The 18,964-nt window shown below is 67.8% G+C and carries 19 protein-coding genes; 8 read left to right on the forward strand and 11 right to left on the reverse strand.

The features are described 5' to 3' along the window. Nucleotides 1-122: 122 nt before the first annotated feature. Both DFS13_RS09455 and DFS13_RS09460 read left to right on the forward strand, forming a co-directional pair. Nucleotides 123-686 (forward strand): hypothetical protein, encoded by a 564-nt coding sequence (locus DFS13_RS09455; protein ID WP_006485230.1) that lies wholly within the window; start codon nt 123-125, stop codon nt 684-686. A 16-nt stretch (nt 687-702) separates the two neighbouring features. Next, nucleotides 703-1,299 carry a polysaccharide deacetylase family protein gene (locus DFS13_RS09460; protein WP_006485231.1) on the forward strand — a complete coding sequence of 199 codons (597 nt, stop codon included), beginning with the start codon at nt 703-705 and terminating at the stop codon, nt 1,297-1,299. On the opposite strand, the gene DFS13_RS09465 is transcribed toward DFS13_RS09460, so the two are convergent. Next, a complete protein-coding gene (locus DFS13_RS09465; RefSeq protein WP_043205650.1) occupies nt 1,296-2,273 on the reverse strand; it encodes a phosphotransferase in 978 nt (325 codons plus the stop codon). The two genes, DFS13_RS09460 and DFS13_RS09465, sit on opposite strands and share 4 nt — an antisense overlap. A 25-nt stretch (nt 2,274-2,298) precedes the next feature. On the opposite strand from DFS13_RS09465, the gene DFS13_RS09470 reads away from it, so the two are divergent. Then, entirely contained in the window at nt 2,299-2,988 is a 690-nt protein-coding gene (locus DFS13_RS09470; protein ID WP_043205648.1) for a cephalosporin hydroxylase family protein, read from the forward strand. Here DFS13_RS09470 and DFS13_RS09475 read toward each other — a convergent pair. The 6 genes from DFS13_RS09475 to DFS13_RS09500 all read right to left on the reverse strand — a co-directional run bounded on the left by DFS13_RS09475 (nt 2,945) and on the right by DFS13_RS09500 (nt 9,678). Beyond that, nucleotides 2,945-4,153 (reverse strand): glycosyltransferase, encoded by a 1,209-nt coding sequence (locus DFS13_RS09475; protein WP_111441672.1) that lies wholly within the window; start codon nt 4,151-4,153, stop codon nt 2,945-2,947. The genes DFS13_RS09470 and DFS13_RS09475 overlap by 44 nt on opposite strands. Before the next feature lie 7 nt (nt 4,154-4,160). Continuing rightward, nucleotides 4,161-5,228 carry an asparagine synthase-related protein gene (locus tag DFS13_RS09480; protein ID WP_111441673.1) on the reverse strand — a complete coding sequence of 356 codons (1,068 nt, stop codon included), beginning with the start codon at nt 5,226-5,228 and terminating at the stop codon, nt 4,161-4,163. Then, the gene (locus DFS13_RS09485) at nt 5,225-6,103 is read right to left on the reverse strand and encodes a radical SAM protein (RefSeq protein ID WP_111441674.1); all 879 of its coding nucleotides are present in this window, start codon (nt 6,101-6,103) and stop codon (nt 5,225-5,227) included. Before DFS13_RS09485 ends, DFS13_RS09480 begins: the two co-directional genes overlap by 4 nt. Nucleotide 6,104: 1 nt before the next feature. Next, entirely contained in the window at nt 6,105-7,103 is a 999-nt protein-coding gene (locus DFS13_RS09490) for a phosphotransferase enzyme family protein (protein WP_111441675.1), read from the reverse strand. Then, a complete protein-coding gene (locus DFS13_RS09495) occupies nt 7,104-7,853 on the reverse strand; it encodes an FkbM family methyltransferase (RefSeq protein WP_006485254.1) in 750 nt (249 codons plus the stop codon). A 232-nt stretch (nt 7,854-8,085) separates the two neighbouring features. Next, a complete protein-coding gene (locus tag DFS13_RS09500; RefSeq protein WP_006485248.1) occupies nt 8,086-9,678 on the reverse strand; it encodes an ABC-F family ATPase in 1,593 nt (530 codons plus the stop codon). 168 nt (nt 9,679-9,846) lie between these two features. Here DFS13_RS09500 and DFS13_RS09505 point away from each other — a divergent pair, with 168 nt between their 5' ends. Then, entirely contained in the window at nt 9,847-10,299 is a 453-nt protein-coding gene (locus DFS13_RS09505; protein ID WP_034201722.1) for a lipocalin-like domain-containing protein, read from the forward strand. A gap of 103 nt (nt 10,300-10,402) precedes the next feature. On the opposite strand, the gene DFS13_RS09510 is transcribed toward DFS13_RS09505, so the two are convergent. Then, nucleotides 10,403-12,715 (reverse strand): AsmA family protein, encoded by a 2,313-nt coding sequence (locus tag DFS13_RS09510; protein ID WP_111441676.1) that lies wholly within the window; start codon nt 12,713-12,715, stop codon nt 10,403-10,405. A 152-nt stretch (nt 12,716-12,867) separates the two neighbouring features. Between DFS13_RS09510 and DFS13_RS09515 the strand changes: the two genes are divergently transcribed. Both DFS13_RS09515 and DFS13_RS09520 read left to right on the forward strand, forming a co-directional pair. Beyond that, nucleotides 12,868-13,569, forward strand: coding sequence for an ATP-binding cassette domain-containing protein (locus tag DFS13_RS09515; RefSeq protein ID WP_111441677.1), 702 nt, complete (start codon nt 12,868-12,870; stop codon nt 13,567-13,569). Beyond that, a complete protein-coding gene (locus tag DFS13_RS09520; RefSeq protein ID WP_006485250.1) occupies nt 13,566-14,369 on the forward strand; it encodes an ABC transporter permease in 804 nt (267 codons plus the stop codon). Before DFS13_RS09515 ends, DFS13_RS09520 begins: the two co-directional genes overlap by 4 nt. Nucleotides 14,370-14,405: 36 nt before the next feature. Here the strand turns inward: DFS13_RS09520 and DFS13_RS09525 are convergent, their stop codons facing one another. The 3 genes from DFS13_RS09525 to DFS13_RS09535 form a co-directional block, all read right to left on the reverse strand. Next, the gene (locus DFS13_RS09525; RefSeq protein WP_048986479.1) at nt 14,406-14,879 is read right to left on the reverse strand and encodes a PliI family lysozyme inhibitor of I-type lysozyme; all 474 of its coding nucleotides are present in this window, start codon (nt 14,877-14,879) and stop codon (nt 14,406-14,408) included. Between the two features lie 223 nt (nt 14,880-15,102). Then, nucleotides 15,103-15,654: a DUF6013 family protein gene (locus tag DFS13_RS09530; RefSeq protein ID WP_034178470.1), complete on the reverse strand. Its 552-nt coding sequence runs from the start codon at nt 15,652-15,654 to the stop codon at nt 15,103-15,105. A 158-nt stretch (nt 15,655-15,812) separates the two neighbouring features. After that, the gene (locus tag DFS13_RS09535) at nt 15,813-16,829 is read right to left on the reverse strand and encodes a zinc-binding alcohol dehydrogenase family protein (protein WP_034201719.1); all 1,017 of its coding nucleotides are present in this window, start codon (nt 16,827-16,829) and stop codon (nt 15,813-15,815) included. Between the two features lie 124 nt (nt 16,830-16,953). On the opposite strand from DFS13_RS09535, the gene DFS13_RS09540 reads away from it, so the two are divergent. Together DFS13_RS09540 and serB are read left to right on the forward strand one after the other, a co-directional pair. Beyond that, complete coding sequence (locus DFS13_RS09540) at nt 16,954-17,892, forward strand: LysR family transcriptional regulator (protein WP_006485262.1); 939 nt, start codon at nt 16,954-16,956, stop codon at nt 17,890-17,892. 166 nt (nt 17,893-18,058) lie between these two features. Next, entirely contained in the window at nt 18,059-18,904 is an 846-nt protein-coding gene (gene serB / locus DFS13_RS09545; RefSeq protein WP_012492650.1) for a phosphoserine phosphatase SerB, read from the forward strand. The last annotated feature ends 60 nt before the right edge of the window (nt 18,905-18,964 follow it).

An 18,964-nucleotide genomic window follows, 5' to 3' on the forward strand; every position in this document is an offset into this window, starting at 1 on the left:
GCGATTTGACAATGCTTGACGGGCGATTCCGTGTCGCAGGCCCGCGCGAAGCGTCATAGAATCGTCGTCGGCCGCCTGACCGCTGCGATCCGACATCCACCTCGAACATGAATGACCCTCGCGTGGCGCTTGCCCATCGATTTTTGCTGATCGCCGGCGCATCGGCCGCACTCATGGCCGGCGCCGGTGCCACCGATGTCGCCGCTGCGGCGCCCGTAGCCACGACGGCTTCGGCCTGCACGTCGCCTTCGTTCGACCGTTATCCGGCACCGGCCGCCGCCCGTGCGCCGCGCAAGCCGGCTGCCACGCCTCGGCTCACCAGCAAGGAAGCGCGCCTGTACCGCACCGTCATTCGCGACGAATTCGCGCAACCGGCCAATTTTGCCGGTCACTACCGCGTCGCGATCTGGGGTTGCGGAACGGATTGCCGAAATTTCGCGATCGTCGACAAGGACACGGGCGCGACGTACACGATGCCCGGCGTGAAATCCATCTCGGGCGTGATGGGCAATGACGACGAACGTGTCGACTTCCGTGCCGGCAGCACGCTGCTGATCGTCGCCGGCTGCTTCAACGATGCGTGCGACGACGGCTACGCGAAAGCGGCCCGGTTCTTCTACGAATGGACCGGCTCGCGGCTGCGTCCGGTCGGCCGGTGTCCGCTGGCCATCGAGCCGGTTCAATAAGCGGCCCGGGCCAGCCATGACGACCATTCACCTCAGTTTCGACGACGGCCCCGGCCCCTCGACGCCTGCGCTGCTCGACGTGCTGCACGACGCATCGTGCACGGCGACCTTCTTCGTGCTCGGCAAGCATCTCGCGGGCGCGCTCGACGTCGCAACGAGAATCGCGCGCGACGGCCACCGGCTCGGTAACCATACGTATTCGCACGCGAAACCGGGCGCGCTCGCCGACGCCGCGCTGATCGACGAGATCGACACGACCGACGCGCTGATTCGCGACGTGTACCGTCGCGCCGGCCTTGCCGCGCCGGACACGATCCCGCTGCGCCTTCCATACGGGTTGATGCCGCAGGACGGTCGCGCGGCCGTGCTCGCGCGCGCGCAACGCGAACACACGGGCTGGACCGCGATACTGGACGACTGGCAACGGCCGGCGCCGTCGCCGCACGCGCTGTTCGACGCGATGTGCGCGCATGCCGATGCCTGCGCGGCGCAGCATCGCGACGTGCTGTTCTGCCTGCACGACGGATCGCGGCACGGCGACGCGCGGCCCCACACGGTCGAAGCGGTGCGGCTGTTCCTGAACCGGCAGCGCGCTGCCGCCACGCCCCGTTAGCCCGCGGGCACCGCCCCATCCAGCAACTGCCGCCAGCCGCCGAGAAATCCGATGCCGGGCCCGGGCATCCACAACCCGCGCTGCGCGGCTTCGAGGTGGATCAGCGTCTGGTCCGCGCAGAACAGCGTCGTCAGCGCGTCGTGGTGGTCGCGCAGCCAAGCCGGCGCCGCATCCGGACGCGTCGCCGCATAAGCGTCGAGACTGGCCACCCATCGCCCGCGGTCGAACACGAAGCCATCGTCCCGGTCCGCATCGCGCGACAGCGCGAACGACGCAAAGGCCGCCTCGAGCCATGGCGCGCCCTGGCCCACGTCGTCGAAATCCAGCACGCCGTTCACCGCGTTGCCGACGTACAGCAGGTTGCCCGCGTGATAATCGCCGTGCAGCCAATGCGCCGGCCCCGACAGCCACGCCGCCGCCGCATCGAGATGCGCGCCGATCCGGCGGATCACCGTGTCGTAGGCATCGTTCAAATCGCCCGGCAGCGACGGCATCGCGCGCGCCGCGACGCGCGCATGCCGCGCGGACAGCCACGCCAGCGGCGCCGCTTCGCTCGCGGGTATCGCGGGTATCGCGGCCAGTGCCGTATGCAAATGCGCGAGCGTGCGCATCGCATCGGTCGCCCCCGCGTGCGGGTCGGCCGGCAGGCCGGGACGGCCGTCGATATGCTCGAACAGATGCAGCCAGCGTCCGTCGGGCAGCCGCACGCCGGTTCGCGCGTCGACGGTCGGCCGCAGCCGCGGCAGCGCGGGCAGCCGCGGCGCCGTCGTGCGTGCCGCGCCGAGACGGCCGAGGATCGACGCCTCGCGCTGCATCTGCCCGAGCGGCTTGCCGGCCCACGACACGCGCAGCACCGCGCGCCCCGCATCGCCCTCGACGAGATACGTTTTGTTAGTATGGCCCGACGCCAGCGCCTGCAGGCGCGCCGGCCCGATGTTCCAGTACCGGTGAAGCCACGGTTCCAGCGTTTTCACGTCACTCCTACTCGTTGCATTGACCATGTCAGAGCGTCCTTCGGCCCGCATGCGGGACATCAACATCGAATGGCTGACGCGCGCCGCCGAATTCGGCCACCTGTTCCAGACCCGCTGGCTCGGCGAGCGCTTCTTCCATCTGCCCGGCGACATGCTCGCGCTGCAGGAACTGATCTGGCGCGAGCGCCCCGACTGCATCGTCCAGACCGGCATCGCGGCGGGCGGCGGCGTGGTGTTCACCGCGTCGATGCTGGAACTCGCGGGCAATCACGGCCGCGTCGTCGCAATCGAGCCGCGCCTGCGCGACGAGGTCCGCCAGCGCCTGCAATCGCACCGCCTCGCCGATCGCATGGTGCTGATCGAAGGCGAATCGTGCGCGCCCGACACGCTTGCATCGGTACGTACGCAAATCGACGACGGCGCGCGCGTGATGGCGATCCTCGATCTCACGCATACGCACGCGCACGTGCTGCGCGAACTCGAATGCTATGCGCCATTCGTGACGCGCGGCAGCTACGCGATCGTGATGGACACCATCATGGAGTATCTGCCCGAGTCGATGTTCGACGGCAAGCCGTACGGCCGCGGCAACAACCCGGCCACGGCCACACGCGAATTCCTCGCCCGCGACGATCGCTTCGAAGTCGACCACGACATCGAGGACCGCGTGCTCATGACGCTGTCGCCAGGCGGGTTCCTGAAGCGAGTGCGCTGATCAGGCGCGCGGCTTGCGCGGAGCCGTCGCGCGCCGCATAGCTGTCGCGGATCCGCGCCGCGTGTTCGCGCAACGGTCCGGCGCGTAACAGGCGTTCGAGCGCATCGGTAATGTCCGCGACACCCGCCTGCTGCAGATCGAGCACGCAGCCCGCACCGGCCCGCTCGACGAAGTGCGCCGAATGAAACTGGTCGTTGCAGAACGGCGACAGCAGCATCGGCACGCCGCACGCGAGCGACTCCATCACCGAATTCGCGCCGCCGTGGCTGACGAACGCGTGCGTGCGCCGCAGCAGCGCCAGTTGCGGCGCGTAACGTACCGCGATCACGCGTGCGTCAGCGGCCGGCAGCAGATCCGAATCGACCAGTTCACCCACCGACAGCACCAGTTGCGCGGACGTCGCGCGCGTCGCGTCGATCACCTTCGCGAACAGGTCGGGATGGTAGTAAAGCTGGCTGCCGAGCGACATGTAGACGAGCGGGCGATCGTCATCGAGGCGCGCCCACGGGAACGCCGTCTCGTCGCCGCGCGGGCCCGACGGCATCGCAGGGCCGACCAGTTCGACACCCGCGGGCGGCGCACCGACCAGCGCGTCGGTCGCGAACGCGAGCGTCAGGTGCGGCGACAGCACGTCGCAGCCGCGAAAGCGTGCGTCGAGGCCGTAGCGCGCGAACAGGCGCGTGCGTTCCGGTGCGAGCCATCGCACCGTGCGCAGCAGCTCCGAATCGAGATCGTCCGGCAGCACCGGATTCAGCGAATTCGACATCGACACCCACGGCAGCCCTTCCAGCTCCGCGGCAATCGCCGCCGCATAGAGCAGCGGATCGATCACGACCACGTCGGGCTGCCATTCGCGCAGCACCGCGCGGATGCCGTCCACCTGCGCGGGCGCGAGGTCGATCAGCAGCGTGCGGATCCAGTGCCGCAGCCAGTCGGCGTCGCGAATGTTCGCGGCGAAGCTTGCGCCGCGCGACAGGTCGTGGCGCTCGGGCATCTCGCGCGGCCCGACGAACGCGAAACCGCCGGCGCCGTCGAGCTGTTCGCTGATGTCGGCCGGCGCATAGAACGCGACGTCGCAACCGGCGGCGCGCAGATGCTGGGCCGGGCCGATGCACGGATTGACGTGGCCCTTCTCGGGCACCACGCAGAACAGGATGCGTTTCATGAACGGCTCAGGTGGGGCGATGCACGGCATCGGGATGAAGGCGATCGAGATGATCGAGGATCAGGATCAACGTCGTCCACAGCACGCGTTCGGTATCCGTCTGCAAAGCGGGAGCGGCCACGCCGAGCGTGTCGGCCAGCGCATGCGTGCGGTCGCGATCGAGCAGCGTCGCGAGATCCATCGCCGGCGCGAGCCGCCCGCGCTTGGGACCGTGCACGAGACGGTCCGGCAGGTTCAGGCGCGCCCCGAGATCGCGCAGGCACTGCTTGTTCGGATCGGGCGCGATGCTCGTCAGATGCGCGACGACGGCGGCATCGACGAACGGCGGATGCAGATCCACCGACGCGGCGTCGAACAATACGTGACACAGCGGCAGATAGTTGGCCGACCGGTCGCGGCGCAATACCTGATCCGCACCGTCGCCGGTTATCGCGACCTCGACGCCGTCCGCTGCCATCGCCTCGGCCAGCAGCAGCTTCGCGACCGGATGCAGGTTGAACATCGGCTCCTCGACCGCATGGGTCGTTCTCGGCAGCGCCGCGATGAAATCGGCCTCGGTCGCGCGCACGATCTTCACGTTCGCCTGCATCTGCGTGGCGAGTTCGAGCGCCGCGTCGCGTTCGCAGTAATCGGGCATGTCGGTCACGAGAATGTAGGCCATCACGTGCCGCAATGCGCCGAGCTCGCGCAGCAACGCGAGCAGCAGCGCCGAATCGAGCCCGCCGCTCAGCGCCAGCGCGACACGCTTGCCGCTGTCGAGCGCGCGCTGCAGCGACGCGCGCAGCGCGGTGCCCAGATCGGCGGGCTGCGGCCGCCCGGGCGCCGGCTGCACCGTCAGCCCCTGCGGCGACCGGATCAGTGCATGGCCGGGCGGCACCGCGAGCACGTCGCGCAGCACGGTGCGGCCGACGAGGCGCTCGCCGCTCAGGTAGCCCGCGATGGCGGCCGCGTCCGGCGCGCCGGCCGGTTGCCCCGACGCCCGCAATACGGCGCGGATATCCGACGCCGACACGCCGCTGCGCGGATGGTAGTGCAGACGATCGAAACCGAACGGGTCGCGCGTGCCGACGATCATGGATAACGAGCCTTCAAGGTGTCCACTTCAATGCGTTTGAGGATGCGATGCGGCGCCACCGGCGCGCTGCCGCCCTGACAATGCAGGCACGCTTCGAGCGGCGTCTCGCGTTGCAGATAGGCGAGCATCGCGTCGAGCATGCCCGCATCGTCGCGCAGCGGCAGGCCATCGGCCTGAAAATCCTTCTCGCCCTGGTACAGCGTATGGAAATGCGCGGGGCGCGTGCACGTGTAGAACATGCCGTCGCGGATCATATGGCAGCGCTCGCGAATCCAGCAATCGTGGTAAAGGCGTCGGGCTTCGTCGCGATCCGTGCCCGGCTGGGCGCGGTTCATCGTCGTGAACACGTCCTGCACCTTCCAGTTCAGGCGCACGTCGAAGCGCGCGGCCTGGCGCTCGACATGCGCGACCAGGTCGGCGGAAAGCGCGGGCTTCGGATAGCGCGAGATCGTCAGCGCATCCACCGCTTGCCAGAATGCGTCGGGCATCTCGCCGAGTTTCAGGCCGTTGGTCGTGACCGAGATCACGGGCGCGATGCCGGTGCCGCGCACGCGTTCGACGAGTTCGACGAGCGCCGGATGCAGCAACGGCTCGCCGCCGACCAGCTTGAACATGCGCGGGCGCAACACCTTCGCAACCTTGCGCAGATCGGCTTCGATCGATGCGGGGCTCGCGTACCACTCGGGCAACAGCGGCGACAGCGAGCAGCATTCCCCGCAGGTCAGGTTGCAGTGATCGACGATATGCGCTTCCAGCGAGCGCGTCTGCACGCGCCCGTCCTCGACGCGGTAATCGCGATCCAGCGGCGGCGGAAACACGTGTTGCCGCTCGCCGGAGCGCGGCGGATTCGGGATCTGGTTCGGATTCGCACTCACATCAGCTTCCTGCTTCCACGCAACGGGGAAAGAAATCGATCAGATGGCCACGCGCGTCCACCATCGCGGACGCCATCGTCACCGCGCCGTTCAGGTGCGACGCGAAACGCGACGGATCGTCGAGCCAGCCTTGCACGATCCACAGCTTGAGCGCGTGCTGCACGCACGCGGCATCGACCGCCCACGCGATGTGCGCCGGGTTCACCGGCCGCACCCGCTGGTAAGCACGCACGAATGCTTGCGCGAGGTGCGGCGCTTCCAGCGGCAAATGATTCAGGCAGCGCACCAGCTCGTATTCGCGCGGCGCGCCGATCGACGCTTCCCAGTCGACGATCAGCGGCGGCAGCGTGCCCGTGAACAGATAGTTGAACTGGTTGTAATCGTTGTGGATCGGGTGCTGAGGATCGTCGGCCGGAAACGCTTCGATACTGCCCGGATAGTAGCGGTCGAGCATGCGCAGCGCGAGATCGGCGTAGCGGCGCAGGTCCGTCGCGTCGGCGGCGTTCGCATCGGCTCGATCGAGTGCATCCAGCAGGTTCCGGCGTACCGCATCCGCGTCGATCGACGTCAGCCGCGCACGGAGCGTATCGAGCGACGGCAGATGCAGTCGTTCGAGGCTCACGTGCAACGCGGCCAGACTCGCGCCGAGCGCATCCCATTCGGCTGGCGAGAACTTATCATAGGTCTTGAATTGCCCGGCTTCCCAGCGCGTCAGCATCGCGTGCGCATGTTGCCCTGACCACAGCGATGCGCCGGACGTCGTGCGCTCGAGCGTCTGCACATGAAAACGGGGGTCGTCATGCGTTTCCAGATGCGCGAGCACGGCGGTTTCCTTGACTGCGCGCGCATGGTGTTCGAGCGCATAGAGTTTCACTGCCACGCCCGCGCCGCCGCTGGTCGGCAGATGCCACACCCGTTCGCTCACTTGCGTCGGCGGCCCGCCGCGACCGAGGTCGTACGCGCCGCGAATCTCGTCGAAGGTGACGGCGAGCGAATCCATTCAGATGTGCTCGGCCGGCCCGTGCCGATACGGATGACCGGTCAGGAACGTGTTGTGTCCGACGTAGCGCAGCTTGTACATCGCCGGCCGGAACAACACCGACGGATCGTTGTTCGCGATGCCGAGCAGCGGGTACAGGTCGTGTCGCACGAAAAACGCGTTATTGCCCATGTCGTCGCAGCAGACGAGTTCATAGCCTTTATCGCGGCCGAGATGCACGAGCGATTCGAGGCTCGCGCCGTAATAGGTCGAGCCGTCCCATTCGTGGTCCGGATTGAAGCACATGACCCACCGCTCGGGCGGCGTGTAGTACGGGTTGTATTCGATCACGACGATGCGCGGCTCAAACGCTTGCAGCCCACGCCACACCCAGTAATCGTTGCCGTCGATGTCGATCGACAGCAGGTCGAAGTCGGCCGGTACGTTCGCGTCGGTGAGCAGTCGGTCGACCGTGTCGGGCTGGACGCGATCGTGATGCAGGCGGACGCGTTCCACGCCCGCGTAGTGGGCGGTGAGCTTGCCGAACCGGTATGCGCTGCCTTCCACGAGTACGCCGGCCCAATCGTGTTCACGCAGCAACCGCGCCGTGTTGCTGTTGCGCAGGCCGTCGCTCGCGCCGATATCGACACAGAAACGGTTGGTCGGCGCGATCCGCTCCATCAGGCGCGCCAGGATGCCCTCCTCGGTGCCCTGCGCGTACAGGCTGGGCGCAAGGCCGGACAGATCGAGCGGGCGAGGATGGTCCTGCATCGAGGGCGGCTCCGGGGTGAAATGGGGAATGATGGGGCGTTGGGTGGGTAATTTACCTGAAGTCGATTACGCGGAGGAAACTCGGATGCGCGATGCGGTCGCGTTTTACCGCAGTGGATATGAAAAAGCCCGCATCGACATTACTGTCGATGCGGGCTTGTGGCGGTTCCGGCGATTCGCTCCGTCCGGTATGCCTACCGTGCACCCACGACCGGAGAAAACCTCAGGACACTTACTCCTGCCCCTGACTCGTCAGGAACTCCTCGTAATTCCCGCCGAAGTCGAACAGCGTGCCATCCGTCTTCACTTCGATGATCCGGTTCGCCAGCCCGCTTACGAACTCACGGTCGTGCGACACGAAAATCAGCGTGCCTTCGAACTGCTCGAGCGCGATCTGCAGCGACTCGATCGATTCCATGTCCATGTGGTTGGTCGGCTCGTCCATCAGCAGCACGTTGTGGCGGCCGAGCATCAGCTTGCCCCAGATCATGCGGCCCTTCTCGCCGCCCGACAGCACCTTCACCGACTTCTTGATGTCGTCCGACGAGAACAGCAGGCGGCCCAGCGTGCCGCGCACCATCGTTTCGTCGTCGCCGTCCTTGCGGTACTGGTCGATCCAGTCCATCAGCGTGATGTCGTTCGGGAACTCCTCGTACGTGTCCTGCGGCATGTAGCCGACGTTCGCGTTCTCCGACCACTTCACCGTGCCGTGATCGAGCGGCAGCGCGCCGAGCAGCGAGCGCAGCAGCGTCGTCTTGCCCGCGCCGTTCTCGCCGATGATCGCGATGCGCTCGCCCGGCTGCACCGACAGGTTGAAGTTCTGGAAGATCGTGCGCTCGTACTTCTTCGTGATCTCTTCGGCGACCACCGCGACGTTGTGCAGCTTCTTCTCGAACTCGAAGCGGATGAACGGGTTCTGGCGCGACGACGGCTTGAATTCCTCGATCTTGATCTTGTCGATCTGCTTCGCGCGGCTGGTGGCCTGGCGCGCCTTCGACTTGTTCGCCGAGAAGCGGCGCACGAAGTCCTGCAGTTCGGCCACGCGCTCCTTCGCACGCGCGTTCGCCGCAGCCTGACGCTCGCGCGCCTGGGCCGACGCGAGCATGTAGTCGTCGTAGTTGCCCGGCCAGACCTTCAGCGTGCCGAAATCCATGTCGGCCATGTGCGTGCACACCGAGTTCAGGAAGTGACGATCGTGCGAGATGATGATCATCGTCGAGTTGTACTCGTTGAGCGTGTGCTCGAGCCAACGGATCGAGTTGATGTCGAGGTTGTTGGTCGGTTCGTCGAGCAGCAGCACGTCCGGCTTCGAGAACAGCGCCTGCGCGAGCAGCACGCGCAGCTTCCAGCCCGGCGCGACGTCGGCCATCGTGCCGTTGTGGAACTTCTCCTCGATGCCGATGCCGAGCAGCAGCGCGCCCGCGCGCGCTTCGGCGTCGTAGCCGCCGTATTCGGCGAACTTGCCCTCGAGCTCGGCCGCGTGCATGTAGTCGTCGTCGGTGGCTTCCGGGTTCGCGTAGATCGCGTCACGCTCGGTCATCGCGGCCCACATCTCGGTGTGGCCCATCATCACGACGTCGAGCACGCGCACGTCTTCGTACGCAAACTGGTCCTGGCGCAGCTTGCCCAGGCGGACGTTCGGCTCCAGCGCGACGTTGCCGGCGCTCGGCTCGAGGTCGCCGCCGAGGATCTTCATGAAGGTCGACTTGCCACAGCCGTTCGCGCCGATCAGACCGTAGCGGTTGCCCTCGCCGAATTTGACCGAGATATTCTCGAACAAGGGCTTCGGCCCGAATTGCATCGTGATGTTGGCAGTAGAAAGCACGGCAGGTCCCGTTAAGAGAGAAATCGACGGAAAACCGTGTATTTTAGCAGGTGTCGGAGAAACTGCCGACCGCACCGTCCCGGCGGCGTATTCCCGGCCTCAGGCCCGGCGCCGGCGGCCCGTCAATACGACGGCACGCGCTGCACCGCCGTCTCACCGGAATCCCGCATGCTCGCCAGCCAGCTTCGCGAACAACTCGTCGGCGCATGGCGCCTCGTGTCCTACGAAATCCGCCCACGCGACGGCAGCACCGTCACCTATCCGCTCGGCCGCGACGCGCGCGGCTGGATCCTGTACACGCCCGACGGCTACATGTCCGCGCAGCTGATGGCGGCCGGCCGCCCGCCCTACGCGGACGGCGACCTGCAGGGCGGCAGCGTCGAGGAGCGCGCGGCCGCGGCGCGCGGCTACATCGCGTATTCAGGCCCCTTTAATGTCGACGACGACGGCATGTTGACCCATGAAATGGACGTCAGCCTGTATCCGAACTGGATCGGTAACGTCCAGCAGCGCGTCGTCAGCCTGGACGGCAACCGGCTGCAGCTCAGCACGGCCGGACCGGTTCGGATCGACGGGCGGGAGGTCGAGCCGGTGATCGTCTGGGCACGCGCCGGCCGCTGAGCGCGCCTGGGGCGCAGCACGGCCGTCGCGCGGCCGGCCGCGGCCGGCCGCGGCCATGATACCGATGCCGCACCATCGCGCATGCCGCTCCCGCGGCTGCGCGTCACTTGCCGGCCTTCTTGGCCGCTTGCTGCGCCGCCTTCGCCTTCATCTGCCCGAACAGTTCGGAGCACGGCACGTCGCGGTTGTTGCTCGGCGCGATCAGCGGGATCAGCGCCGCGAACGGGTTGATCAGCCCGAGGCCGACCATCGCGCCGGCGCGCAGGGCAAGCGCGCCCGCATCGACGCCGACCTTCGGGTTCTTGAACGTGCCCTTCGCATACAACGGCGAGCGCAGCGAGAAGATCCGGAAGCCCTTCGTGTGCGGATGGATCTTCAGGTCGAGCGATTCGTCGCGCAGGTTGATCGGGCCGTCGACGTTGATGAGCGCATCGTCGGTATCGAGCGCGAACACCTTCGGTTCGAGCATGCCGTCGGTCGCCGCGAAATCGATCGCCGCGCAGTTGATGTTGACGTCGCGGTTGCCGAACAGCTTCTCGTAGACCACGTTCGCAACGTTCAACCCCGCGGCCTCCATCAGCAAGCGGCTGATCCGGCCGTTGGTGATGAGCGCCTTCACTTCGCCGGTCGACGTCGCCGCGAGCGCGGCCGGCGAATTGCCCGTTGCCGACAGCGACGCGTCGCCGTTGATTTCGCCGAGCGCCGTCTGCATCACCTTCTGCGTCGGGAACAGCTGCTTGAGCTTCAGATGCCGCGCGGCCAGCGTGAAGCGGCCCTTGAGCGGCGTGCGGCTGCCGTCGAGATGCGCGTTGGTCGCGAGCGTGCCGCCCGCGACGCCGAACTGCAGCGGCTCGAGCGACAGCACGCCGTCCTGCAGCAGGATGTGCGTGTACAGGTTGGTGATCGGCAACTGCGGGCTCTTGATCAGCTTGCGGCCGGTGAACTTCACGTCCGCGTCGATCGCGCTCCAGCGTTCGGTACGGAACGTCGCCACCGGCAGCACGCGGTCGGGCGGCTGACGCGTCGTGTCGCCGCGCTTGGCCTTGCTCGCGGCCGTATCGGCGCCGATCACCGGTGCGAGATCGGAGAACTGCAGCAGGTTCGACACGAGTTCGCCCGACAGCTTCGGACGCGGTTCGCGCTGCGCCCAGGTGAGCGTGCCGCCGAGATCGCTGCCGCCGACGCGACCGTTGAAGTTCTCGTAGCGGAAGGTGCTCGCATGCGGCTTGAAGTTGCCGATCAAGCGCCCTTCGGTCGCGTACGGCGGCGTATCGGGCAGCGTGATGCCGGTGAGCTGGTAAAGGTGCGACATCGACGTGCCCTGCAGCCACAGCCGCAAGTCGAGCGCGGCGAGATGCATCGGGTCGGTCAGCGTGCCGACGATCGCGAGCCGCGTATCGCCGGCCTTCACGTCGGCCTGCAGCGGGAACGGCCGCGACGTATCCTGGATCGCGAGCACGCCGCCGACCTTGCCGGTACCGTTGATCGGCACGTTCTTGTAGCGGCCGTCGACCTTCAGCCCGAATGCATAGGTCGGACCGGACGGTTTCGCGGGCGCCGCGGCCCCGCTCGCGCCGGACGCGGCAGTCGCCGTCGATGCGGAACGCGCGGACGCGGCGGACGCACCCGACGCAGCCGACGCACCCGATGAACCCGCCGAACCGGCAGCAGCCGAAGCAGCCGACGCCCCCGACGACGCAGCCGCGCTCGGAGCCGACGCGCTCGACGCGGCCTGCGCATCGGCCTTCGCACCCAGTTGCGCGGCGCCGTGCTTGCCGACGCGCTGCGCCGACGCCGCACGCGACGTCTGCTCCTGCTCCTTCAGCACGTCGCCGAGCGGGATCGGCTGGCCGAGCGTATCGATCGCGATGGTCAGGTCGGCCTTCGTGATCGCGTCGCGATACGTGACGGTGCCCTTCGCGAACCCGAAGCTGTCGAGCCGCACCTTCCACCGCGAAGGCTGCGACGATTGCTTGAACTGGAAGGTCCACGTATTGGTGCCGTCCGCGCGCCGCTCGAGATCGACGGCAGGATTCACGACGTCGATCGACGGGATGACGATTTCATGTGCCAGCAGCGGCAGGATCGCGAGATCGAAGTGTGCGGCATCGAGCGTGACGAACTTGGGCGCCTTCGCCCAGTCGGGATTGCCGATCTCGAGCTGGGTGGCCGAGAAGCTCGGCCAGGGCACCCATGCGCGCCAGCCGGTCTCGCCATCGGGGCGACGCCAGCCGACCTTGAGGTCGCCGTTGATCGCGAACGGGCGGCCGAGTGCGGCACTCACCTGTTCGTTGACCCACGGTTTCGCCCGGTTCCAGTCGAACGTGAAGAGAAAGACGCCGGCCGCCGCGATGAGCACCGCGACGATACCGACGATCCATGCAGCCGATTTGCCGATGGCTCGGGTTAGCGTCATGGCGGTTCCGTTGTTGTTCTGAAGCGTTGCCGCACGATGCCGGGCCGCTTGCGTGGACGAACGGCGCACGACAACTGCGGCTTTTCAATCGGTATTATGACGCACGACGTGGCGGCCTTTCGGCGCCATTAACGCTTTTTTTCATTTGTGACATGACCTCCCCCACCGGCCTCATCGATGCGCGGCACATCACGCGGTGCGACGCCAGCAGCGGCAAGACCTTGCTGGCCCCGACCGATTTCAGTCTCGCCGCGGGATCGCGAATTGCTATCACGGGACCGTCCGGGTCGGGCAAGAGCGTGCTGCTGCGCGCGCTCGCGCTGCTCGATCCGCTCGATGGCGGCCAGCTCCTGTGGCGTGGCCGCCGGATCCGGCGCGGTGCGATTCCGCGCTACCGGCGCAGCGTCGCCTATGTCCGCCAGCGCCCCGCGCAGATGGACGGCACCGTCGAGTCGCAATTGCGCTATCCGTATTCGCTCGCGATCTATCGCGACGTCGCGTTCGATCGCGCGCGCGCCGAAGCGCTCGCCGCGCAGGCCGGTCGCGGCGCCGACTTTCTCGACAAACGCGCGAGCGACCTGTCCGGCGGCGAAGCGCAGATTACCGCGCTGCTGCGCGTGCTGCAGCTCGATCCCGACGTGCTGCTGCTCGACGAGCCGACCTCCGCGCTCGACCCCGAGTCGGCACGCGCGATCGAAGCGCTCGTCGGCGCGTGGTTCGACGCGGCGCCCGATGCACGGGCCTACATGTGGATCTCGCACGATCCCGCGCAGGCCGCGCGGATCGGCACGATGCAGCTCGTGATGCAGGCCGGCGTGCTGCACGCGGCCAACCCGACGGAGGCTGCGCAATGAGCCCGGCACTGCAGGACCTGAGCCTCGTCGACGTCGGCATCGCGGCCGCGCTCGTCGCGGTCAACGGCGCGATCTCGGCGGCGCTGTCGCTCGGCCTCGGCCGCAAGCTCGCGCTCGCGGCCGTGCGCACCGTCGTGCAGTTGCTCGCGATCGGCTACGTGCTCGGCTGGGTGTTCGGCCATCCGCACTGGTACGTCGTGCTGCCGCTCACCGCGCTGATGACGCTGATCGCCGGTTTCGCCGGTGCGGGGCGCGGCAAGCGCACGTACCGCGGCCAGCGCCTCGACAGCATCGCATCGATCTGGTTCAGCAGCTGGTTCGTCGCGGCGGTCGGGCTGTTCGTCGTGATCCGCATCCATCCGTGGTTCGCGCCGCAATACGCGATCCCGATCCTCGGGATGATTCTCGGCAATACGCTGACGGGCGTATCGCTCGGCGTCGAGCGAATGATGGAAGAGCTCACCGCGCGCCGCGATCGCGTCGAAACCGCGCTCGCGCTCGGTGCGACGCGCTGGGAAGCCGCGCAGGACGCCGCGCGCCAGGCCGTGCGCGCGGGCATGCTGCCGACGCTGAACCAGATGGCGGTGGTCGGCGTCGTGAGCCTGCCGGGGATGATGACGGGCCAGGTGCTGGCCGGCCAGTCGCCGCTGCAGGCCGTGCGCTACCAGATCGTGATCATGTTCCTGATCGCCGCGGCGTCCGCGCTCGGCACGGTCGGCGCGGTGCTGATGACCTATCGCCGGCTGTTCTCGGCCGATCACCGCTTTCTCGCATCGCGACTCGAAGAGCGCACGCATTGACGCGTCGCTGCAGCGCGCGAGGCGCGGCCAGCGCGGTCAATGCGCGCTGCGTCGCTTGCCGATCGCCTGCCGGAGTGCGGCCGAGATATCCGCATCGGGCGCGAGCCCGTCGACCGAAGCAATCAGTCGCACCGCGCGCGACGTCGTCACATACGCCTGCGCGCCGACATAGCCGCCGCTGCCGGCCGAGCGCGTGGTCACGACGAGCGCCTGCGGCGCGCGGGCGCCGAGGTCGGCCGTGTACGCATCGACGATCGTGCCGTCGCGCGCATGCAGCGTGCCCGTCACGTAATCGTCGGTATCGAAGCCCGGGGCGGCATGCGCGGTCGAATACACGCGCACCGCGTAGCTGCCGGTCGAGCACGGTTCGAGTGCGCCGCTCGATATCACCGCCACCTGCTGCCGCGACGGCAGCTCGACCTTCTTCACGAAACCGCATTCGTCGGCCGCGTGAGCGTGCGCGGCAACGAACGCAATGGCAGACAGCAGCGCGTGCATTCGAAGTTTCATCGGGAAATAGTGACCGGAAGGAGAGGATGCGGGCGAGCATAACGTGACATCGACATGACGTCACGCCTCGCCATTGCACGATCGCGGCACCGTTCCGCGAAGCAGGCGGCCAAACGCATGGCGACGACGGCACGGCACGACCCGCTCGCGTGCGGCCCTGCTCGCTCCGCCATCGAACCGGTTGCGCGCGCACCGACAGAAATGCCGGCCCGCGCGTGCCCGCTCAATGCTTGATCGACACCGTCACCTTGGTACCGTCGCTCATCGTCACGGACTTCGACCCGCCGTTGGTCGAGATCGACACCCACTTCACCTGGCTCACCGACACGACGTCGGGGCACTGCAGCGACTTGCCGCCGGCCGTCACGCTGCGCGTGCCCTTCGGCGCGGCCGCCTGGAAGCTCAACTGCACGTTGGCGACGCCCTTCGCATCGACCGACGGTGCGAGCCGCACCTGGGTCTGCCGCACCATCGCGCCGTTCGCGTCGCGCGGCAGGTTGTCGGCGTTCGGGCAGCCGTCCGGCATCGCGACCGCTCCGCTCGGCGGCACCGACTTCCAGTTGAAGTCGTCCGTCTCGCCCGAGCGGATCTTGCGGGTCTCCTGCGTATTGCCGAAGGTCTTCGAGTCGACCTTGACGGTGTATTCGAGCTGTCCCGTACCGCCGCCCTTCAGGCTGCCCTTGACCGGCGGCGCCGCGAACACGCTCGCGCTGACGCACGCCGCCGCGAACACGACCGACCACGATGCGGCGACTGACAAGCTGCGTTGGCTCATGCTGACCTCCTTGTAATGCGGCGGCACGCGCGTGCCGCGCGGTTTTCGATGCATGATGCGTTGCCAGTCTACCGCCAAGCGCGCTGCAATGCGCCGCAAACGCATCGGGTGTTACCCCGCTTGCGTTCGCGGCGCCGCAACCTTACGCGCGCTGCCGCTCAGAAGCCGCTCAGCACGAGCTTGCCGATCGCGCGTCCGGCCTCGAGCATCCGGTGCGCGCGCCGCACGTTCTCGGCATTGATCGTGCCGAGCTGTTCGCCGAGCGTCGTACGCAGCGTGCCGCCATCGACGAGCCGCGCGACTTCGCCGAGGATCCGGTGCTGCTCGATCATGTCCGGCGTCTCGAACATCGCCCGCGTGAACATGAATTCCCAGTGAAACGCGGCGCTCTTCGCCTTCAGCAATTCGACCGGCACGGGCTTCCCGTTCTCGACGATCGTGCAGATGCCGCCCTGCGGCCGAATGACTTCCGCCGCGGCCGGGAAATGATGGTCGGTATCGTTGAAGATCAGCACGTAGTCGACGCTCGGATGGCCGGCCTCGCGCAACTGCGCCGGCAGGTCGCCGAAATGGTCGACCACCGCATCGGCACCGAGCGAGCGCACCCAGTCGGCCGACGCCGGCCGCGACGCAGTCGCGATCACGTGCAGCTTGCCGAGCGTCTTCGCGAGCTGGATCGCGATCGAGCCCACGCCGCCCGCGCCGCCGATGATCAGCACCGACTTGCCGGCGTCCGCGCCCTGCGGCGACACGCGCAACCGGTCGAACAGCGCTTCCCACGCGGTGAGCGCGGTGAGCGGCAGCGCGGCCGCCGCCGCGAAATCGAGCGTGCGCGGCTTCAGCGCGGCGATCCGTTCGTCGACCGCGTGGAATTCGCTGTTCGCGCCGGGCCGCGTGATGCTGCCCGCGTAGAACACTTCGTCGCCGGGCCGGAACAGCGTGACGTCGGCGCCGACCGCGACGACCGTGCCGGCCGCGTCCCAGCCGAGCACGCGCGGCGTCTCCTCGACCTGCGGCTTCGGCGCCCGCACCTTGGTGTCGACCGGGTTCACGGAAATCGCCTCGACCTTCACGAGCAGATCGCGCGGGCCCGGCACGGGTTGTGGCAGTTCGACGTCGAGCAACGCTTGCGGGTCGTCGATCGGCAGATAACGGGTGAGTCCAACGGCTTTCATCTCGATACTCCTTTCAGGGAATCCGGCAGGCTGCGGCGCAACCTCCATGCGTGCCATCGTAGGCAACCCGATCCTTCGAGAAAACCGCTATATTTCCTGAAACATTTTCAGGAACTTCAGAATAATGACGTCCGATCCGATTCCGGCGCCCGACAAGCCGCTCGACCTGCTCGATGTCGCGCTGTTCGTCCGCGCGGCGCTGCTGTCGAACGTCAGCGCGGCCGGGCGCGAATTCGGCGTGTCGGCCGCCGTTGCCAGCGCACGCATCGCGCAGCTCGAACGCCAGCTCGGCGCCCGGCTGCTGCACCGCACCACGCGCCGCATCAGCCTCACGCAGGACGGCGAAGTCTTCATGGCGCGCGCCGACGCGCTGCTGGCGGCCGCCGACGCCGCACGCGCGTCGGTGGGCCGCGGCCGCAGCGAGCCGTACGGGCGCTTGAAGGTGTCGATGTCGTCGTCGTTCGGCCGCCAGCACGTCGCGCCGGTGATTCCGGCGTTCCTGCGCCGCTACCCGTCCGTGTCGCTCGATCTGCGGCTGTCCGACGAGATCGTCGACCTGGTCGACGACGGCTACGACGTCGCGATCCGCCTCGGCGCGCTGAAGGATTCGACGCTCGTCGCGCGCAAGCTCGCCACGAACCGCCGCGTGCTGTGCTGCTCGCCCGCCTATCTCGCCGAACGCGGCACGCCGCGCCATCCGGCCGACCTGACGCAGCACGAGTGCGTGATCCTCGGCGACCAGCGCGACTGGTCGTTCGCGACGCCGCAGGGGCCGCTCACGGTGCGGGTCGGCGGCCGGCTGGTGGCGAGCAACGGCGAGGCGATCCGTGAAGCGCTCGTCGACGGCTTCGGGATCGCGATCAAGTCGACCTGGGACGTCGGCCCGCTGCTCGCGAGCGGCGCGCTCGTCAGCGTGCTCGACGACTATCCGTTCGCGGAAGACGTCGCGATCTGGGCCGTCTATCCGAGCCGCGCGCACGTGCCGCTGAAAACGCTCGCGTTCATCGCGTTCCTGGCCGAGCATTTCGGCGATCCGCCGTACTGGGATCGCGCGAACGGGTGACCCCGCTGCCGCGCACGGTTTCGTGCCGGCCCCGGCCGCCATGCGCGGCCAACCGGCTACAATGGCGCGTTCGCGACGCAATGGCCCGCCGCCGCACCGGGCCCGCGCTCGCAGGCGGCCGCCCGTGGGCCGCGCACGTCATTCATTCGTCTCCCAACCACTCGTCATGACCCACAATCTCGTCATCCAGAGTCTTGCGCCGCTGTCGGACGCCCATCACAAACCGCTGCTCGCGCTGTCGCGCGGCACCCGCATCGTGCAGACCGACGATCACGCGCTGCGCATCGAAAACGCGAGCCCGGCGCAGCGCCTCGACATCGACGCGTACTGCGGCACGCATGCGCTCGACTTCGGCTTCGTCGAGGCCGGCCGCACGCTCGGCGATTTCGGGCTCGCCGTGATGGACATGGATTCGACGCTGATCACGATCGAATGCATCGACGAAATCGCCGATTTCTGCGGGCTGAAAACGCAGGTCGCGGAGATCACCGAAGCGTCGATGCGCGGCGAGATCCGCGACTTCAACGAAAGCCTCACGCGCCGCGTCGCGCTGCTGGCCGGGCTCGACGCGCACGCGCTCGAGCGCGTGTACGAAGAACGGCTGCAACTGTCACCGGGCGCCGAGACGATGCTGGCCGGCGTGAAGGCCGCCGGCATGAAGACGCTGCTCGTGTCGGGCGGCTTCACGTTCTTCACCGAGCGGCTGAAGGCCCGCCTCGGTCTCGACTACGCACATGCGAACACGCTCGAGATCGTCGACGGCAAGCTCACCGGCAAGGTGCTCGGCGAGATCGTCAACGCCGACGTGAAAGCCCGCCTGCTGCGCGAGACGTGCGCGTCGCTCGGCCTCGAACCGCACCGCGCGATCGCGATGGGCGACGGCTCGAACGACCTGAAGATGATGGCCGAAGCCGGGCTGTCGGTCGCATTCCACGCGAAGCCCGTCGTGCGCGATGCGGCGACGGTCGCGTTCGACCATGTCGGCCTCGACGGGCTGCTGCGACTGTTCTGATTTCGCGGCATCGTCAATGAAAAACGCCGGCGCGACAGAGCATCGCGCCGGCGTTTCGTT

This window comes from Burkholderia sp. 28_3 (assembly GCF_003253915.1).
GTDB lineage: Bacteria > Pseudomonadota > Gammaproteobacteria > Burkholderiales > Burkholderiaceae > Burkholderia > Burkholderia cenocepacia.